General features: G+C 62.8%; 18 protein-coding genes. 12 read left to right on the top strand and 6 right to left on the bottom strand.

From position 1 onward, the window contains the following. Positions 1 to 3: 3 nt before the first annotated feature. The 6 genes from BLT98_RS01300 (at position 4) to BLT98_RS01275 (ending at position 4,559) form a co-directional block, all read left to right on the top strand. A complete protein-coding gene (locus BLT98_RS01300) occupies positions 4 to 657 on the top strand; it encodes an SMI1/KNR4 family protein (protein ID WP_092604911.1) in 654 nt (217 codons plus the stop codon). A 113-nt stretch (positions 658 to 770) separates the two neighbouring features. Beyond that, positions 771 to 1,322 carry a DUF4142 domain-containing protein gene (locus BLT98_RS01295; RefSeq protein WP_052140594.1) on the top strand — a complete coding sequence of 184 codons (552 nt, stop codon included), beginning with the start codon at positions 771 to 773 and terminating at the stop codon, positions 1,320 to 1,322. 103 nt (positions 1,323 to 1,425) lie between these two features. After that, positions 1,426 to 1,806: a hypothetical protein gene (locus BLT98_RS01290; protein WP_092604910.1), complete on the top strand. Its 381-nt coding sequence runs from the start codon at positions 1,426 to 1,428 to the stop codon at positions 1,804 to 1,806. Positions 1,807 to 1,820: 14 nt separating this feature from the next. Beyond that, the gene (locus BLT98_RS01285; protein WP_092604909.1) at positions 1,821 to 2,252 is read left to right on the top strand and encodes a hypothetical protein; all 432 of its coding nucleotides are present in this window, start codon (positions 1,821 to 1,823) and stop codon (positions 2,250 to 2,252) included. A 153-nt stretch (positions 2,253 to 2,405) separates the two neighbouring features. After that, a complete protein-coding gene (locus BLT98_RS01280; RefSeq protein WP_244517343.1) occupies positions 2,406 to 2,948 on the top strand; it encodes a cache domain-containing protein in 543 nt (180 codons plus the stop codon). A 60-nt stretch (positions 2,949 to 3,008) separates the two neighbouring features. Then, the gene (locus tag BLT98_RS01275) at positions 3,009 to 4,559 is read left to right on the top strand and encodes a methyl-accepting chemotaxis protein (protein ID WP_244517342.1); all 1,551 of its coding nucleotides are present in this window, start codon (positions 3,009 to 3,011) and stop codon (positions 4,557 to 4,559) included. On the opposite strand, the gene BLT98_RS01270 is transcribed toward BLT98_RS01275, so the two are convergent. Together BLT98_RS01270 and cadR are read right to left on the bottom strand one after the other, a co-directional pair. After that, positions 4,556 to 5,638 (bottom strand): hypothetical protein, encoded by a 1,083-nt coding sequence (locus BLT98_RS01270; protein WP_170846254.1) that lies wholly within the window; start codon positions 5,636 to 5,638, stop codon positions 4,556 to 4,558. The genes BLT98_RS01275 and BLT98_RS01270 overlap by 4 nt on opposite strands. A gap of 12 nt (positions 5,639 to 5,650) precedes the next feature. Continuing rightward, positions 5,651 to 6,082 carry a Cd(II)/Pb(II)-responsive transcriptional regulator gene (gene cadR / locus BLT98_RS01265; protein ID WP_034787498.1) on the bottom strand — a complete coding sequence of 144 codons (432 nt, stop codon included), beginning with the start codon at positions 6,080 to 6,082 and terminating at the stop codon, positions 5,651 to 5,653. Between the two features lie 98 nt (positions 6,083 to 6,180). Between cadR and BLT98_RS01260 the strand changes: the two genes are divergently transcribed. The 3 genes from BLT98_RS01260 to BLT98_RS01250 all read left to right on the top strand — a co-directional run bounded on the left by BLT98_RS01260 (position 6,181) and on the right by BLT98_RS01250 (position 11,074). After that, positions 6,181 to 8,466 (top strand): heavy metal translocating P-type ATPase, encoded by a 2,286-nt coding sequence (locus tag BLT98_RS01260; protein ID WP_092604906.1) that lies wholly within the window; start codon positions 6,181 to 6,183, stop codon positions 8,464 to 8,466. A gap of 85 nt (positions 8,467 to 8,551) precedes the next feature. After that, positions 8,552 to 10,015, top strand: a complete 1,464-nt coding sequence (locus BLT98_RS01255; RefSeq protein WP_092604905.1) for an alpha/beta fold hydrolase — start codon at positions 8,552 to 8,554, stop codon at positions 10,013 to 10,015. A gap of 9 nt (positions 10,016 to 10,024) precedes the next feature. Next, positions 10,025 to 11,074, top strand: coding sequence for an alpha/beta hydrolase (locus BLT98_RS01250; RefSeq protein WP_092604904.1), 1,050 nt, complete (start codon positions 10,025 to 10,027; stop codon positions 11,072 to 11,074). Between the two features lie 4 nt (positions 11,075 to 11,078). Here BLT98_RS01250 and BLT98_RS01245 read toward each other — a convergent pair whose 3' ends face one another. Further along, on the bottom strand, positions 11,079 to 12,557 hold the full coding sequence (locus BLT98_RS01245; protein ID WP_280141174.1) for an MFS transporter: 1,479 nt from the start codon (positions 12,555 to 12,557) through the stop codon (positions 11,079 to 11,081). A 127-nt stretch (positions 12,558 to 12,684) separates the two neighbouring features. Continuing rightward, positions 12,685 to 13,269 (bottom strand): GNAT family N-acetyltransferase, encoded by a 585-nt coding sequence (locus BLT98_RS01240; RefSeq protein WP_170846253.1) that lies wholly within the window; start codon positions 13,267 to 13,269, stop codon positions 12,685 to 12,687. Between the two features lie 97 nt (positions 13,270 to 13,366). Here BLT98_RS01240 and BLT98_RS01235 point away from each other — a divergent pair, with 97 nt between their 5' ends. The 3 genes from BLT98_RS01235 (at position 13,367) to BLT98_RS01225 (ending at position 15,058) form a co-directional block, all read left to right on the top strand. Continuing rightward, positions 13,367 to 14,248, top strand: a complete 882-nt coding sequence (locus tag BLT98_RS01235; RefSeq protein ID WP_170846252.1) for a LysR family transcriptional regulator — start codon at positions 13,367 to 13,369, stop codon at positions 14,246 to 14,248. 100 nt (positions 14,249 to 14,348) lie between these two features. Next, positions 14,349 to 14,603: a DUF6434 domain-containing protein gene (locus BLT98_RS01230; protein WP_052140591.1), complete on the top strand. Its 255-nt coding sequence runs from the start codon at positions 14,349 to 14,351 to the stop codon at positions 14,601 to 14,603. Next, positions 14,600 to 15,058, top strand: a complete 459-nt coding sequence (locus BLT98_RS01225; protein ID WP_092604900.1) for a hypothetical protein — start codon at positions 14,600 to 14,602, stop codon at positions 15,056 to 15,058. The genes BLT98_RS01230 and BLT98_RS01225 overlap by 4 nt, the downstream gene beginning before the upstream one ends. A 14-nt stretch (positions 15,059 to 15,072) precedes the next feature. Here the strand turns inward: BLT98_RS01225 and BLT98_RS01220 are convergent, their stop codons facing one another. Both BLT98_RS01220 and BLT98_RS01215 read right to left on the bottom strand, forming a co-directional pair. Then, positions 15,073 to 16,125, bottom strand: coding sequence for an NAD(P)/FAD-dependent oxidoreductase (locus tag BLT98_RS01220; protein ID WP_092604899.1), 1,053 nt, complete (start codon positions 16,123 to 16,125; stop codon positions 15,073 to 15,075). Between the two features lie 17 nt (positions 16,126 to 16,142). Then, positions 16,143 to 16,688 (bottom strand): GNAT family N-acetyltransferase, encoded by a 546-nt coding sequence (locus BLT98_RS01215; protein ID WP_092604898.1) that lies wholly within the window; start codon positions 16,686 to 16,688, stop codon positions 16,143 to 16,145. Positions 16,689 to 16,705: the final 17 nt, after the last annotated feature.

Genomic DNA, 16,705 nt, shown 5'->3' with positions numbered 1-16,705 from the left:
TCAATGAGCAACCATTACATGCGGTATCGTCACCTGGCGATCGAGGGCGCCAAGCCCGCCCCCACGGCGCAGCAGATCGCCGCCATCGAAGCCTTGCTGGAAGCGCCCTTGCCGCCCGCCTTCCTCGCGTTCTTGCAAGTGGCCAACGGCGCTTATTTTGATTACACCTGCGATGTGCCGGACGGCAATGGCGGCGTGGAAAAAATGGGTTTCAATACCTTCTTCAGCGCCGACGAAGGCGATTTCTGCGATGAAACTCTGGTGGGCGAAATCCGCTCCGAGCGCGAGAATACGGACATGCCGGTGCGCATCCTGCCATTTGCCCGCGATGGCGGCAATTCCATGGTCTACCTGGACCTGACGGAGGAAGGCGGCGGCCGGGTACTGGCCTATGTGCAGGAGTTGCCAGACTGGACGGGCAAGCGGGCCCACGGAATGATGGAGCTGGCGCCATCCTTCGACGCCTGGCTGGACAGCCTGTATATCGACCGCGACACGGTGCTCGACGAACTCGAACACAGCGTCTCGGAACCCTCGCACCTGGACGCGATGGCAGAATGGCTCGATATCGGCATGCCCGCCTGGCGCCGCGATGCGGGCATTGCCGCTTTGTTTGCTCTCAAACAAGTCGAATTGTGCGCTAACGAACAGGACTAGTCCTACGGGCATGGTCGTGACTGTCCTATGGGTGTGCGCAGGCTGCGGGCTTAACATTGTCATCAGCTTGTAGAAAAAACCACGCATGCACTCACGATATGAAAGGATTTCCCATGCCTATCTCTACCACCAGTTCGCGTACGCCCTCCCTGAAAAGCGTGGCCATCGGCGCCGCCGTGGCGCTCTTGAGCGGCATCGCCATCAACAGCATCGCCGCTGCCGCGCCGGGCGCGTACGACAAGCAATTCCTCAGCAAGGCCGCCGATGCTGGCAGCACAGAAATTGCTGCCAGCAAAGTGGCGCAAAGCAAGAGCAGCAATGGGGAGGTGAAGAAATTCGCCGACGCCATGGTCACCGACCACACGAAAGTGGCTGAGGAGCTGAAACAGCTGGCCAGCAGCAAGCAAATCGAGGTCAGCGACCAGCCCGGCGCCAAACACAAGGCGCAGATCGACAGGCTGAGCCGCCTGGAAGGCCAGCCTTTCGACAAGGAATATGCGGCCAGCATCGGCGTGGCGGCGCACAAGGAAGCCGTGAAACTGTTTACGGACGCCAGCCAGAAAGCCAGCGATCCCGACATCAAGGCCTTTGCCGTCAAAACCTTGCCAGCGCTGCAACATCACCTGGAAATGGCGAACGCCCTGCAGGCGACGTTGGCGAAATAGACAGCCATACGCGGGGAAATACTTGCAGTACGTGCTGTACAGCAAGTATTTCCGCTCTTGACATACAATGCGGCAACTTCGTTTTTGGCCATGCCATGACCTCATGCAGCTACTCAAGAAAACCGGCCTGATCGTCGCCGCCTTCCTGCTCATCATTGTGTTGGCAGGTTGGCTCTTCATCAAGGTGAGCGCGGCGCGCAATGCCACCGTCTATGCACAGCAGTGGAACGATCAGGGCTCGTGCGTGATCAAGACCTATGTGCCGCACTACGGCAACGGCGTACCGCAGAACATCGTGCGCGCCCTCAGCACATCCACCTTTTTCCGCGTGTATCACAAGGATGGCACCCTGCTGGAGAGCACGGAATGGGTGCTGGACATGCATGAAGACGGCATTCTCGACCATGCCCGCTGGGGCCAGAACCGCGCCATCTACCCGACCGACCTCGGGTATGAAGGCTGGACCTTGCCCGAGTGCGCGTAAAAGGGCGATCCATCATGCAACAGCAAAAAGGATTGCGCGGCCCCTGGAGCGACGCCCCCTACCTTCCCACCTTGCACCATTTCCTCGGTCCCTTTGACGTGTATGACCGCGAAGAAACCCTGGGCGTGGAGCTGGAGGCCTGGGACATGAACGATCCCGCCCAGCGCGCGGCGCTGATACGGCGCGACATCACGTCGCAATACAAGGAACTCGGCTACCGCCACCGCCACGCGCTGGTGGCTGTGCTGGCGCAGGCCTTGCAAGACCCTGCTTACGATTTCCAGGCCATCCTCGAACATGACCCCGAAAGCACGCATGCGCTGCCGGCCCGGTGGGACGAGATGGACGACCCGCGCGCCTTCTTTGCCGATATCTACCGACTGGCGCAGCAGGACTGGCGCGACGACCTGGCGCGCGCGGCGGCGGAAGACCCGGCCGACTGGTAGCGCGGCGCGGATGCCACACTAGCGTATCGATAGCCTTCAGCACCGTTTCTACACTGAAAACAGCGTTTTTGTAAACTGCACGCAGCGTTGCAAAAACGCCCCACGCAAAAAAAATCTGTTGCACCAGCGCATGCCCGCTGGCATCGCGCTACCATGAACCAGCAGCACTTTCCCTACCGCACCGGTTCCGCGCCGGCGTCCCTCTGCCGCAATGTGAAGGAGATTTTCATGCCCAAGTTCGCCCCTGCCATTTGCCTGCCGCTCATGCTTGCCGCCGCTACCTTGCCTGGTATCGCCAGCGCTGCGGAAGGCGGCGCCACGCGCCCCGATGCCGAAGCCATGGTCAAGAAAGGCGTGGCCTACATCAAGAGCGCTGGCGACGCCAAGGCGTATGGCGAAATCACGGCCAAGTCGCCGCAATTCATCCTGCACGACCTGTACCTGGTCGTCTATAAACTCGACGGCACGGTCGTCGCGCATGGCGCCAACCCGAAAATGGTGGGCAAGAACCTGATCGAATTGAAGGATATCGATGGCAAGGCTTTCGTCAAGGAACGAGTCGACTTGGCCAAGAGCAAGGGCACGTTCTGGCAGGAATACAAATTCACGAATCCGGAAACCAAGAAAATCGAGCCGAAAGTGATGTATTGCGAAAAGCTGGCCGAGACTGTCGTCTGCGGTGGCATCTACCTGTAGCCGGCCGCCGCGCCGCCAGCGCCGGGATGGTTTTCCGCTCTCTTGACGATAGGGCTTCCGATGAAAATCGCACAGAAGATGTTGATCGTCCCGGTGGTCGCGCTGGCTTGCCTGCTGGCCATGGGGGCCTTGTCCTACTTCGCCATGCAGCAGAACGAGCAGCGCATGCGCGAATTGAAAGACGTCACCCTGACGGCCGAACGGCTTGCGAACCAGCAAGCCATTGCCCTGGGCCAGGTGCACGCCGACGTGTACGCGAAGATTGCCATCGCGGCCAGCCTGTCGGACGAACAGTTCAAGCAATTCGGCGCGCAAACGGATGGCCAGCTGAACGCCATTGCGCAAGGCTTGAAGGAACTGCAGAAATTCTCGGGCGCCGCCACGGAAGCGGGCCAGGCGCTGCCGGGCATCGAGCGCTACCGTGCCAGCGTGGCACAGGCGCTGGACCTGGCGTCCATGGACCCGAATACGGGCGTGGCCGCGATGCAAAATGCCGCCGGGCACTACCAGCAAGTGCGCGGACAGTTGCGCCAGGTGCTGCTCAACCTCGATCACCGCACAGTCGATGCGTTGCAGGATACCAAGAATGCGGGCCAGCGGGCCGGCTGGCTGTCGCTGGGTACCATGGTCATCGGCTTTGCCTTGCTGGCCCTGATCGCCACGTGGGTGGCGCGCTCCGTGGTGCGGCCCATCGATGATGCTTGCCGCGCCGCCGAATCGCTGGCCGCCGGCGACCTGACCACGCGCATCGAGGCGCAGGGTGACGACGAGGTGGGCAAGCTGTCACGCGCCCTGGCCACCGTGCTGAAAAACTGGAACACCTTATTGGGCGACATCCGCCAGGCGGGCTCCACCATCACGGTGGAAGCGAGTGAAATCGCGCTCGGCAATGCCGACTTGTCGGCCCGCACCGAGTCGCAAGCCCATTCCTTGCAGGAAACGGCAACGTCCATGCATGCCTTGACCGATACCGTGCGCGAGAATGCCAGTCACGCGCACCAGGCCAACCAGATGGTGCTGTCGACCTCGAACGTGGCGCTGGAAGGCGGCCGCGTGGTGGGCCAGGTGGTCGAAACGATGGGCTCGATCAAGGCCAGTTCCGGGCGCATCGTCGATATCATCGCCGTCATCGATGGCATCGCGTTCCAGACGAATATCCTCGCCTTGAACGCGGCCGTGGAAGCGGCGCGCGCAGGCGAACAGGGGCGCGGCTTTGCCGTCGTCGCCACCGAGGTGCGGGGCCTGGCGCAGCGTTCGGCCACGGCGGCGCGTGAAATCAAGCAGCTGATCGAGGATTCCGTTGCCAGGATAGAAACGGGCAGCGAACTGGCCGACAGCGCCGGGCGCACCATGGGAGATATCGTCGCCTCCGTCCAGCAGGTGACGGAAATCATGAACGACATCACGGCGGCCAGCCAGCGCCAGAGCAAGGGCATCGAGGAAGTCAACAATGCCATCACGGAAATGGACGAATTGACCCAGCGTAATGCCGCCCTCGTCGAACAGTCGGCCGCCGCCGCGCAAAGCATGCAGGACCAGGCGCACGATTTATTGCGCGTGGTCGACGCCTTCCGCCTGGGTGATGGCGGCCCGCCCTTGCTGGCGCGTTAGCGGCGGTGCGGCATGGCGGCCTGGGCGCAGGCCTGCATGGCCTTGCCTGCCTCGGCCAGCGCGGGGTCCGTGTCCCGCCGCAAGACATTGCCCATGCGGTATTGCTGATGGTAATCACCCAGCAGGGCGGAATACAGGAAAACCTGATCTTGCCTGCGCCAGGCGGCATGGTAGTTGCCACCTGGCGCAGCCGGGATGGCGGCGCTGAAATAGCTGTACAGGCCGCCGACCTTCTTCTTGTGCAGCCATTCCATCAATTGCACGATGCGGTACTGTTCCAGCAGGCTCAATTCGCTGACATTGACGCTGGACAAGGCGTAATACAGTTCCAGGCGGGCCATCCAGTTGCCTTTCCCGCCTGCCGCCACCAGCGCATCCCAGGCCGGGCCGGCCCGCACCTTGCGCACGTCGGCCGGCAATGCCATCCAGGCCTCGACGGCGGTCTGGTCCGGCACGGGGCCATAGTAGGCGGGCGCGCGGCAGACGAACTGGCGCGCATCCGGCCCGTCCTGCGGGACTTCGTCGGCGATATGCCTGGCGATCTTGTCGCCGATGCCCAGCAGGCGTTTGCCATAGCCTTCCAGGGTCCAGCTCGAAGGCAAACGCCCCAGCCAGGCCAACGCATCGTCGTTGGCCCTGGCCGCCACCGCATAGGCGGCGATCCTGGCCTGCATCCTGGCTTCCTTCTGCTGCTCCGCCAGCTTGAGCGCATCCTGCTCTTCATCATAGCGGCTCGTGGTTTTGGCCAGTTGCATGCATTGCTGGAAGGCGTCAGGGGCGCCCTGCCAGCATTCGGCGGGAACCTTCAGCTGCCAGCGCATGCTGACAGTTTTCAGAATATACGTGTCTTCGCCCTCCTCCCCCTTGACATAGGCACGGCCGTCAGCCTTGGTCACGCCTTTCGTCAGCTGCTTGCCGCCAAGCGTGCTCCAGGTGTACGGATCATCGTTTTGCGGCACGCCGGGCACGGCGTACAAAGTCAGGTAGTGGCCGGTTGCGGCAGGGGCATCGGCGGCATGGCTCAGCGGCGACAGCAGGGATAAGGTCAATAAAGTTTTTTTAGGCAACAGTTTCAACATGCAGCAATCGGTTCAATGAAGTTCGGTATGGCAGGCGCAGTCGTGGCCGCTGGCCGCCTCGGACAGGTTTTGCAAAATCGCGCAGTCTTGCGACGGCTGCGGCTGGTCGCACTGATGGCGCAAGGTCACCAGTTGCTGCTGCAGGGTTTGCAAATTCGCCATCTGTTCGGCAATGCGCAGAATATGGTGGTCGAGCAATTCATTGACGCTCTGACAACCTTCGGCTGGATTGTTCTTAAATTCCAGCAAGGCACGGATATCCGTCAAGCCGATCTGCAGGGAGCGGCAATGGCGGATGAATTGTAGCCGTTCCTGGTGTTCTTCCCGGTACTCGCGGTAGCCGGCGCTGTTGCGTCCCGGTTCCTGCAGCAAGCCCGCCTTTTCATAGTAACGCACGGTTTCCACGTCACAATCTGTCCGTTTGGCCAGTTCTCCGATACGCATGGCATCCCCTTTTCATTCTTTCATGCAAATTCCGCTTGACCCTGTAGCGGCTACAGGGTTTCTAATGGAAGCATACACGAAACCGGAAGGATGATGCGATGCCGCACGATAGCCATAACCACGCACCTGACCACGAGCATAAGCATGACCACAAGCACGAGCATGCGCCCAAGGCGGCCAGCTGCTGTTCCAGCCAGCATGCGTGCTCGTCCACGCCTGCCGCCCCAACCGGCCCAGTCCTGCCCAGCACGCCCATCGCCGGCGCCAACACGGCCAAATACCGCATTGCCAACATGGATTGCCCCACGGAAGAACGGTTGATCCGCAACAAGCTGGGCAATATGGCCGGCGTCGTGGGCCTCGATTTCAACCTGATGAACCGCGTGCTCGACGTGCACCACACCCTGCCTACACTGGCCACGGTGGAAGCTGCGCTGCACGGCATCGGCATGCAGGCGATTCCCATGAAGGCGGACGCGGTAGTCAGGCGCGATCCGAATGAAGGCAACCTCAGCAGCTTGCAAAAAGGCTTGCTGGTCGTCTCCGGCCTGGCCGCTGCCGGCGCCGAAGCGCTGGCGTGGACCACGCATGAAGACAGTTCGCCCCTCGTCATCGCCCTGGCCCTGCTGTCGATCGCCACGGGCGGCTGGCCGACCCTGAAAAAGGGCTGGATTGCCCTGAAAACGTTCACCCTGAACATCAATTTCCTGATGAGCCTGGCGGTCTTTGGCGCCATCGCCATCGGCCAGTGGCCGGAAGCGGCCATGGTCATCTTCCTGTTCGCCATCGCCGAGTTGATCGAAGGCTTGTCCCTGAACCGCGCGCGCAACGCCGTGCACAGCCTGATGCAGCTGGCACCCGACACGGCGACCGTTGCCGACGCCAGCGGCGCCTGGCAGCCAGTTGCTGTCGCCACGGTGGCCATCGGCACGCTGATGCGCGTCAAGCCGGGCGAACGCATCGCCCTCGACGGCATCGTGCAAAGCGGCGAATCGTCCGTCAACCAGGCGCCGATCACCGGTGAAAGCATGCCGGTGGACAAGGCCGTGGGCGACGTCGTGTATGCGGGCACCATCAATGAACGGGGCTTGCTCGACGTTACCGTCACGGCCAACAGCGGCAACAGCACCTTGGCGAAAATCGTCAAGGTGATCGAGGAAACGCAAGGAAAACAGGCGCCCACGCAGCGCTTTGTCGACAATTTCGCCCGCTACTACACGCCGGCCGTGGTCGTGTTCGCCATCCTGGTGGCAGTGCTGCCGCCTTTGCTTCTTGGCGCGCCCTTCATGGCCTGGGTATATAAAGCGCTGGTGATGCTGGTGATCGCCTGCCCGTGCGCGCTCGTCATTTCCACGCCTGTCACCGTCGTCAGCGGCCTGACGGCGGCCGCGCGGCGCGGCATTCTGGTGAAAGGCGGGCAATTCCTGGAAACGGGCTACCGCATCAAGGCCATCGCCGTCGACAAGACGGGCACCTTGACCATGGGCAAACCGGCCGTCACGGACGTGGTGGCATTGGAAGGTAACAACCGCGACGCCATCTTGCTGCTGGCCGCCAGCCTGGACGCCAATTCGGCCCACCCGCTGGCCGCCGCCATCGTCAAGGCGGGCCCGCCCGCTGGCAGCCATTTGCCCGTGACCCAGTTTGCCGCCCTGCATGGACGCGGCGTGCAAGGCACGATCGCCGACCAGACCTATTATCTGGGCAATGCGCGCCTGATGACGGAATTGAACATCCTGACGCCGGCATTGCAAGCCATCCTGGTGCGGCTGGAACAGCAAGCCTACACGGCCATGGTGCTGGCCACGCCGGACGGCGCGCTGGGCGTCATCGCCGTGGCCGACGTGCTGCGCCCCACGGCGGCGTCCGCCATCGCCAGATTGAATGCGCTGGGCGTCACCACCGTGATGCTGACGGGCGACAATCTGCTGACGGCGCAGCGCATCGGTGCCGAAGTGGGCGTCAGCCTGGTCAAGGCGGAACTGCTGCCGGAAAACAAGCTCGATGAAATCAAGGCCTTGCAGCAGCAGTTCGGCGTGGTCGCCATGCTGGGCGACGGCGTCAACGACGCCCCGGCCCTGACGCAGGCCGACATCGGCTTCGCCATGGGCGCGGCCGGCAGCGATACGGCCATCGAAACGGCGGACGTGGCCTTGATGGATGACGAGCTGGGGAAATTGCCCGAATTCATCAGCCTGAGCCAGCGCACGCGCATCATCCTCGTGCAAAACATCAGCTTTGCCATCGGTATCAAAGCCGTGTTCTTTGGCCTGGCCCTGGCCGGCATGGCGACCCTGTGGATGGCCGTGTTCGCCGACGTGGGTGCCAGCCTGCTGGTGGTGGCGAATGGCCTCAGGCTGCTGCGCGGCAGTAAAGCCAAATAAATCCACGTGGAAAACTTTCCATCTGGACAATTGCTGTAAAAAACGCTACTTTGGCGGCTGATCTCCATCTCTGCCAAAGTAGCCGATGACCTTTCTTCCCCGCCTGACCCTGCTGGCCACTCTGCTGGTTGGCACCTCCCTGCATGCTGAACCGATGTTTTTCACGCCCTGTTCCGATACGGCGGCCCCCGGCAGCCTGTGTTCGGGCTTGAACGTGCCTGGCAGCTACGACGCCCAGGGCCGCGGCATCGGCGAGCCGGACGCCATGCACGTTTTCGTGCGCAAGTTTGCGGCCGATGTGCCTGCCGGCAAGGCCGCCAAGGGCACCCTGTGGCTGGTGGCGGGCGGTCCCGGCGAATCGGGCGCTTCGTTCTACAACTTGCTGCCCACCTTGCGCCGCAGCTTTCCCGGCTTTGAATTCCTCATCCCCGACCACCGCGGCACGGGCAATTCTTCCCGCCTGTGCAAGGTGGAAGAGTCGGAACAGAGTCCCGGCGGCCGCGCGCTGGCTGGCGCCGAATGGGGCAGCTGCTTTGCCGGCATCAACTTGATGCCGGAATACGCGGGCCAGTTTTCCATCACGATGGCGGCACGCGACTTGCAAGCCCTGATCGAAGGCGAACGCAAGGCCAAGGGCACACAGCCGCCCGTGTATGTATACAGTGTGTCGTACGGCACGCAACTGGTCTTGCGCGCCTTGCAACTGGGACCGCTGCCCGTCAAGGGCGTCATCCTCGACTCGCTGGTGCCGCCGCAAACGGATGCGCGCTGGGACTTGAGCCAGCGTTCGCACGTGGTCAACACGGTCGGCATGCAGGTGCTGGCCCGCTGCGACGCGGACCCTGCCTGCCATGCGGCGATTGCCGAGCCGGCCGCAACCCTGTACCGCCGCGTGCTGGACAAGACGCAAGCGGATCCCGCCCTGCTGGCGAAGATTCCCGGCAAGAACCTGAAAAATTTCCTGGGCGGCATGCTCGACGTGCCGGCCGCCCGCGCCCGCATCCCGTATCTGCTGCGCGAGCTGGACCAGGGCAAGGAAACGGAACTGGCGTCCGTGCGCGCCACGTTGACGCAGGCGGCGGCCAGCCTGGGCAGCTATTCCCAGTCGCCGCTGTCGATTCCTCTGGTCAGTATCATCAGCAATTCGGAAAACAATCTGCAGCCTTCGTTGCGCCCCGGCTGGGCTGCCACCGACATCGACCGCGACGAGGCGGACTTGCTGTTTACCAGTCCCCTGCCCCGCATCCTGCTGGGCGGCGGCTTGCCCACCTACCCGCGCGATGCCTTTTTCGGCGCCTTGCCGGCGAAAGTGCCGCCAACTCTGGTGCTGCAGGGAACCCTGGACCCGAAAACGCCGTACGCGGGCGCGCAGGCGCAGGTACAGGCTTTGACGCAGAGCAAGGCCGGCAAGGTGGCCCTGTCCACCGTGCAGAACGCCCCGCATTTCCTGCTCTGGACGGCGCCCGCCTGCTTTGCACAGGCCAGTACCCGCTTTATCGCCGGCAAGCTGGCGCAGGATTGCACGCTGCAGTTCCCCCCAACTATATAAAAGGACGATATGCGCATCACAGGCCTGGCATTGCTGTTGTTATCTTGTTACGGCGTGGCGCAAGCGGCGCCGCCCGTCTCGCCGTCCATCTGCGCCTCGCCCGCACAGTCCGTCCGCGAGCAAGGCTATGTGCCCATCAATGGCATCGAGCAATGGATCACGATCACGGGCGCCGCCTGCGGCAATCCCGTGATCCTGTTCATCCACGGCGGCCCCGGCAATGCGCTGAGTCCCTACGCGGATGCCATCTATGCCGGCTGGGAACGCCACTACACCCTGGTGCAGTGGGACCAGCGCGGCGCAGGCATGACGTATGCAAAACAGCAGCCCACTGAAGATGTGCGCTTGACGGTGGAACAGATGCGCGACGACGGCATCGCCGTGGCCCGCTATATCGAACAGCATCTGGGCCAGCGGAAAGTCATTTTGATGGGCAGTTCCTGGGGCTCGATCCTCGGTGTGCACATGGCCAAGGCGCAGCCGGACCTGTTCCACGCGTATATCGGCACGGCGCAGGTGGTCAATGCGCGGGCCAACGAAACCGGCATGTACCGGGAAGTGCTTGCGCTGGCGCAAGCGGCCGGCGATACCACCACGGTGGACAAGCTGACAGGGCTCGGTGCGCCGCCCTGGCGCGATCCGCACAACTTCGGCATTCTGCGCCGCTTCGACCGCAAATATGAGGGATTGGCAACGGATGCGCCGCCGAAACACTGGTGGCAGCCGGCGCCGTTCTACGCCACGCCGCAAGCCCTGGCAGCGGCCGAGGCAGCCGATGATTATTCGTACATCCAGTTCATCGGCATGCAAGGGGACGGCATGTTCGCCAAGGTCGACCTGCCCGCGCTGGGCACGCGCTTTGACTTGCCCGTGTTTTTCATCATGGGCGAAGCGGATCTGCTGACCTCGCCCGCCATCGCGCGCACCTACTTCGACAGCATCACGGCGCCGGCCAAGGATTTTACCTTGGTGAAACGCGCCGGACACGACCCCAACCAGGCCGTGCACGACGCCCAATGGATGGTCTTGCGCGACAAGGTGGCGCCGCTGTTGCGCTGAACTATCAGACCGCGCGGCGCGCCCGCAGATGCAGGTGGCGGATGGTGGCCGCGGCCGCCATCAGGATGGCGGAAGCCGTTGCCAGCACGACAATAAACGCTTTGTCAAAGGCCGAGCGGGCCAGTTCCGACACTTGCAAGCCCAGTTCGGCCGGCAATTGCTCGGCGGCCAGCAGCGCCGCATCGAGGGTGTCATGGGCATTCGGCAACAGGCCCGCGCTTTCCGGGATGACCAGGGTGGCGCTGTAGACGGCCGACAAGATGGTGCCCAGCACGGTCACGCCGATCACGGCACCCAGCTCATACGACACTTCCTCGATCGAGGCGGCCATGCCCGCTTGCTGTGGCGCCACGTTCAGCATCACGGCGCTCGATGCGGCCGTCATGACGGCGCCCAGGCCCAGACCCAGGATCACCAGGCTGGCCACTTGGGCCGAAACGGCGGCGTCATGCAGCACCAGATACGATGCCATGCCGATACCGGACAGCAGCAGCGAACCCCACAGTACCTTGGCCTTGTCGGCGCGCGGCAGCATGAAACCCGTCAAGGGCCCGGCAAACACGGACGCCAGCGGCAGCGGCAACAGCAGCAAGCCCGCTTCCAGCGGCGACAATTCACGCACCAGCTGCATGTGCTGGCTCAGCGCCAGTTCCATGCCGATCAGCGCGGCCGAGGCCACCATGGCGGCGGCCACGGCGCTGGAAAACGGCAGTTCGCGGAACAGGGCGAAGTCGATCAGCGGCTTGGCCTGGCGCTTCTGGCGGCGCACGAACTTCAGCATGAAGAACGCGCCCACGGCAAACGAGGCAGCGGCCAGCGCATACGAGGGCTGCGACTTGCCCAGCTCCTTGATCGCATACACGCCACCAAGCAGACCCATCATGATTTGCAGCGAGCCCTTCAGATCCCACGGCTTGTCGCGGTTACCGGCCCGTTTCGGCAGCACGACGGCGGCCAGCACCAGGGTCAGCAGTACGATGGGCACGTTGATCAGGAAGACGGAACCCCACCAGTAATGTTCCATCAGGAAACCACCGAGCACGGGGCCAAACGCGGCGCCGCCGGAAGCGATGGCCGCCCACACGCCGATGGCGAACGAGCGCTCGCGGTTGTCCGTAAAGGTCAGGCGGATGATGGACAAGGTGGCCGGCATCATCAAGGCGGCACCGATGGCAAGCAGCACGCGGGCAAAGATCAGCCATTCCGGCGCGGGCGAAAAGGCGGCGCACAGCGAGGCGATGCCGAACACGGCCAGGCCGGCAAGGAAAACGGGTTTGTGGCTCAAGCGGTCACCGAGGGTGCCGAGGCCGGGCAGCAGACCGGAGACGACCAGCGCGTACACGTTGATGATCCACAGTTTTTGCGAAGAGGATGCCTGCAAGTCGCGCGTCAGCGCGGGCAAGGCGGTGTAGAGCACGGTCATGTCGACCACGATCAGGAACAGGGCGCTGGAGACGATGGCCAGCGTCAGCCATTTTTTCATTGGATGCATAAACAACTCATGGATTTAGTATAACTTTTAACAACTATCGGTTTGGATGAATTTGGTGCTGCGCAAATATTTACGTTCCAGGCTGCCACGGGCCTGGGCTTGTCGGGGGCGGCGGGCGTCAGCCACGGTCGCCATCCTTGTCATCCACGGCGGCGGTTACCGCTGGCACGTCGAGTTCGCGCAGCATGACGACGGACACTTGCTTGAAGCCGCGGCCCTGGAAGAATTGTTGCGCCGTCAGGTTGTGCGCGCCGCATTCGAGGAACAGACGGGCGATGCCGTGGCTGCGCAGCTCGTCGGCTACCCACTCCACCAGCTGGCTGCCGATGCCGCTGCCGCGCACGGAGGGCAGCAAGACCAAGTCGTCCAGCGCGGCGAACGATTTCGAGGCGCGCTGGCGCGTGTCTATCGAGACGAGTGCCATGCCGACGATATCGTCGCCGGCAGTGGCGACAGCCAGCAGGGTCGAATCGCCGTGTGCCCAGTCATGCGACAGGGCGGCGCGGATTTCGCCACGGATCACCTCAGGCAAGTCCGCGCGCCAGTTGCCGGGCGCATCGGCGCGCTCGCCCTGCAGCTCCGAATGGGAAATATAGTCGGCGCTGACGTTATCAAGGTAGAGCTTGCACAGCGCATCTTCGGCGGTGGCGTCGTGACACCAGCTGAAGCTGATGGCGGGGGTATGGGCTTGAGCGTTTTTCATGGCGGATCTCGTGTTGTTGAAAATGTAAATGCATTTTATGTCGCCCCTGAATGGCATTCAAGTTAAAATCCATCTGTAAAACAGATAGGTGGATGCCATGCAATGGACTTTGGAACAAATGCGCTACTTCGAGGCGGCCGTCGCGGCCGGCTCTTTCTCGGGCGCGGCGCGCCGGCTGGGCCGCGCGCAATCGGTGGTCAGCACCTCGATCGGCTTGCTGGAAGCGGAATTCGGCGTGGAACTGTTCGACCGTTCGCGCCGCAGCGCTGTGCTGACGGAAGCGGGCAAGGTGATGCACCTGGAAGCGTGCGAATTGCTGCGCCAGGCCGAGCGATTGCAGCTGCGCGCCCAGCTCTTGAGCGCCGCTCCCGAAGCGCAGCTGACCCTGGCCCTGGACGAAGCCCTGCCCTACCTGGCCATCAGCACGCTGGTGAAGGAACTGGCGGCGCGCTACCCGGCGCTGGAACTGGTGATGCTCAACGCCACGGCGTCCGAGGTGGCGCAATACGTGGAGCAGCAGCAAGCCGACGTGGCTTTTCACTTCGACCGCGGCCCCATCTCCCCCGTGCTGGAACAGCAGCACATCGGCAGCGTGGCGCAAGGCGTGTTCGTCGCCAAAGGCCATGCGATGGCCCACGGCCAGGAAGTGAGCCGCAACGAGCTGACCCGCTACCGCCAGCTGATCATGGATTCCGAGCTGAACCGCGAACACGCCTTCAGCCCCGCCGTCTGGTTTTCCGACAGTTTTTACAGCATCGCGGAAATGGTGGCGGACGAGCTGGGCTGGGCGATTCTCCCCCTGAACATCGCCAACTACGACAATTACAAAGGGTATCTGCAGGAAGTGCCGTGCCCTGCCCTGGCCTTGTCGCGCCTGCCGGTGCGGCGACTGTCGATTCATGGCAAGAAACTCAGCGAGACGAGTCTGTGGCTGACGACGAGGCTGGCGGAGTTGCTGGCGGATGGGCCGCGGGGCTAAGGCGTACTACGGTAGTCCTGCTCATTAAATGAAGGAAAAGCTGGCGCGGGCATTTCGATGGCATGAGAATATAGCCAAAAGATGAAACAAAGGAAACAGCATGGATTTCAATTGGCACGGCGGCGTCATTAACCGGCACACGGTCGTCGACGCCCACTATAAAAACACGCAAAACGTCCGGCGCTTCCTGTTGGACCAGTGCGGGCCGCAATTCAAACTGGACCGTGATTTCATGGCCTGGATAGGCGATGGCGCCGCCAAAACCATGGGCGATGTCGCGGATGAATGGATGCGTCGGCATCATCCAGCCGGTGATACGCAAATAAATACAATAAGTACTGAAAGCTTTACATGATGCACTCAACCGTCGTTAACAACTGGTTCAGCATGGCGAAAGACGATGCCGTGGAGATTGATCCCGATAATATCAATCACGAAGCGATGACCAATATGTGGAGCTTTTCGCCCACGGACGAGGAAACGCCGCAGATTCATGCGACGGATATCGTTGCATTCATCGGAGAATTGATCGCGGCACGCAGCAGCGCGCTCGTTGGCGAGGAGATGCTGTTCTATTGCTGGCACGATGCGCAATGCCGCCAGTTGCGCTTCAGCCTGGTGTCGCGCTCGCATGGCCGGTTGCCGTTTCGCTGCGAGGTGCGCGAAACGCAGGATTTGTCTCTGATCGCCGACCGGGTGGTGAACGGGGATTGGCGCAACGAAGATTACATGCAGGCCCCGTCGGAGGAAGGCGATGAGCAGGAGCAAGCACCGTTCATCCTGCCCGTGTTTGTGACGCCAGTGCCGTAGGAATCAGCGCACAATCACGCCAGAAAGCGCGCGGGTCGGCAAGCTTCCAAGGCCGGCGCCGGCTGGCCAGTGACGATTTCCCCGCTGGCAAGCTGGCCCACGATGGCGGCCAGCACCACGCCAGGATGCATGGCGCACACGTATGCTCCTTCCACCTGCGACAGGTAACCGATGATGGGCACGCCATCGACCGGCATGGGGCGCAGGCCGACGCAGGCGAATTCTTGGGCGATGGAATCGGCGCCCGCAAGTTCACTGCGGATCGCACTGGCCGTGCGCTGCGCCATGGCGGCGGGCTGGTTTTCCGGCGCGTCGTCCACATAGTCTTCCGCCGCCAGCATGGTGCCATCCTCGGCTTGCCGCACTTCCATTGCATGGCTGGAGATGATGCCGCGCACGAGGCCGGGCGGCGCCGTGTAGCGCAGGAAGATGGCGGGCGAGGCGTGGATGGGCAGGCTGGCGCCCAGTTTCTGTGCCAGCACAGCGGTACCCGTGCCTGCCGCCAATACGATCACATCCGCATCGATGACGTCCACGGCCGTTTCCACGCCTGTCACCTTCGCGTCCCGGACCACAAAGCCCAGCACGGGCGTGTGCGTGCGCACGGTCGCGCCAAGTGCCTGGGCCGCTGCCAGCAACGCATGCGTGGCGGCAACGGCATCGAGGGCACCCTGCTCCGGCTCGTGGACGGCTTGTTGCGGCGGCTGCCTGAGATGTGGCTCAAGCTGGGCGATGCGCGCGCGATCTACCAACATGGATTCGGGCGACACGCGCCCATCCTGCGTGCCATACGACAAGGCGCCATGCCAGCGCACCGTCAAGCCTGGCACCTGCGTTTCCAGCTGGCGCCAGGCGGCGATGGCGCCACCGCGCAGGGCCGCGATGGGGTCCTGTCCGGCGCACGACGTGTTAATCCAGGCAAACGACGTGCCCGTCACGCCGGAAGCGATGCCGCCCGCCTCGACCACGGTGACGTTTGCACCCTTGCTGGCCAGGTGATACGCGAGCGACGCGCCGACGATGCCGGCGCCGATGACGACGATGCGTTTTGGAGTTTTGTGATTCATGTTTGGCAACTTTGGTTTTATAGCAGGACAGAGTCTACCCCAGCCGCCTGCAAATCCAGTGCATAGGCATGGCCATCGACAACGTTGCCTTCCACGATGGCAATATCGGGCACGGCAATTCCCTGCACGAAACCGCAGCGTTCCAGCACGCGGATCGATGCTGCATTGCCGTCGATGGCATAGGCGCACAGGCTGGCCAGCCGCCATTCCTCTTGCGCCAGGGCGATCAGGTGGTGCAGCGCGGCCGTGGCCAGGCCCTTGCCCGCTTGCTGTTGCCCGATGCGGTAGCCTACTTCGGCCACGCCTTGCTGCAGATCAATGTCCTTGAGGTTGGCGCGGCCGATCAATTGCCCCTGCTCGCCGACGATGACGCACGGGTGCATGCGGCCCTGTGCGTGCTCGTCCAGGAATTGCGCGACGTGGGCATGGATGCCGTCAACGCTGTAAAAAGCGTCCGGGCGCCGGTCGATATGGCGCTCGAACCAGGCCCGGTTGGCTTGCTCGAATGCCAGTAACGGGGCGGCGTCGTCCGGACGCAGGGTGCGTATGGTAAATGTGCTCATGGATACTCCGGGAAAGG

The sequence above is a fragment of the Janthinobacterium sp. YR213 genome (assembly GCF_900099875.1).
In the GTDB taxonomy this organism is placed as follows: domain Bacteria; phylum Pseudomonadota; class Gammaproteobacteria; order Burkholderiales; family Burkholderiaceae_D; genus Janthinobacterium; species Janthinobacterium lividum.
This window is presented reverse-complemented; position numbering and strand designations above follow the sequence as displayed.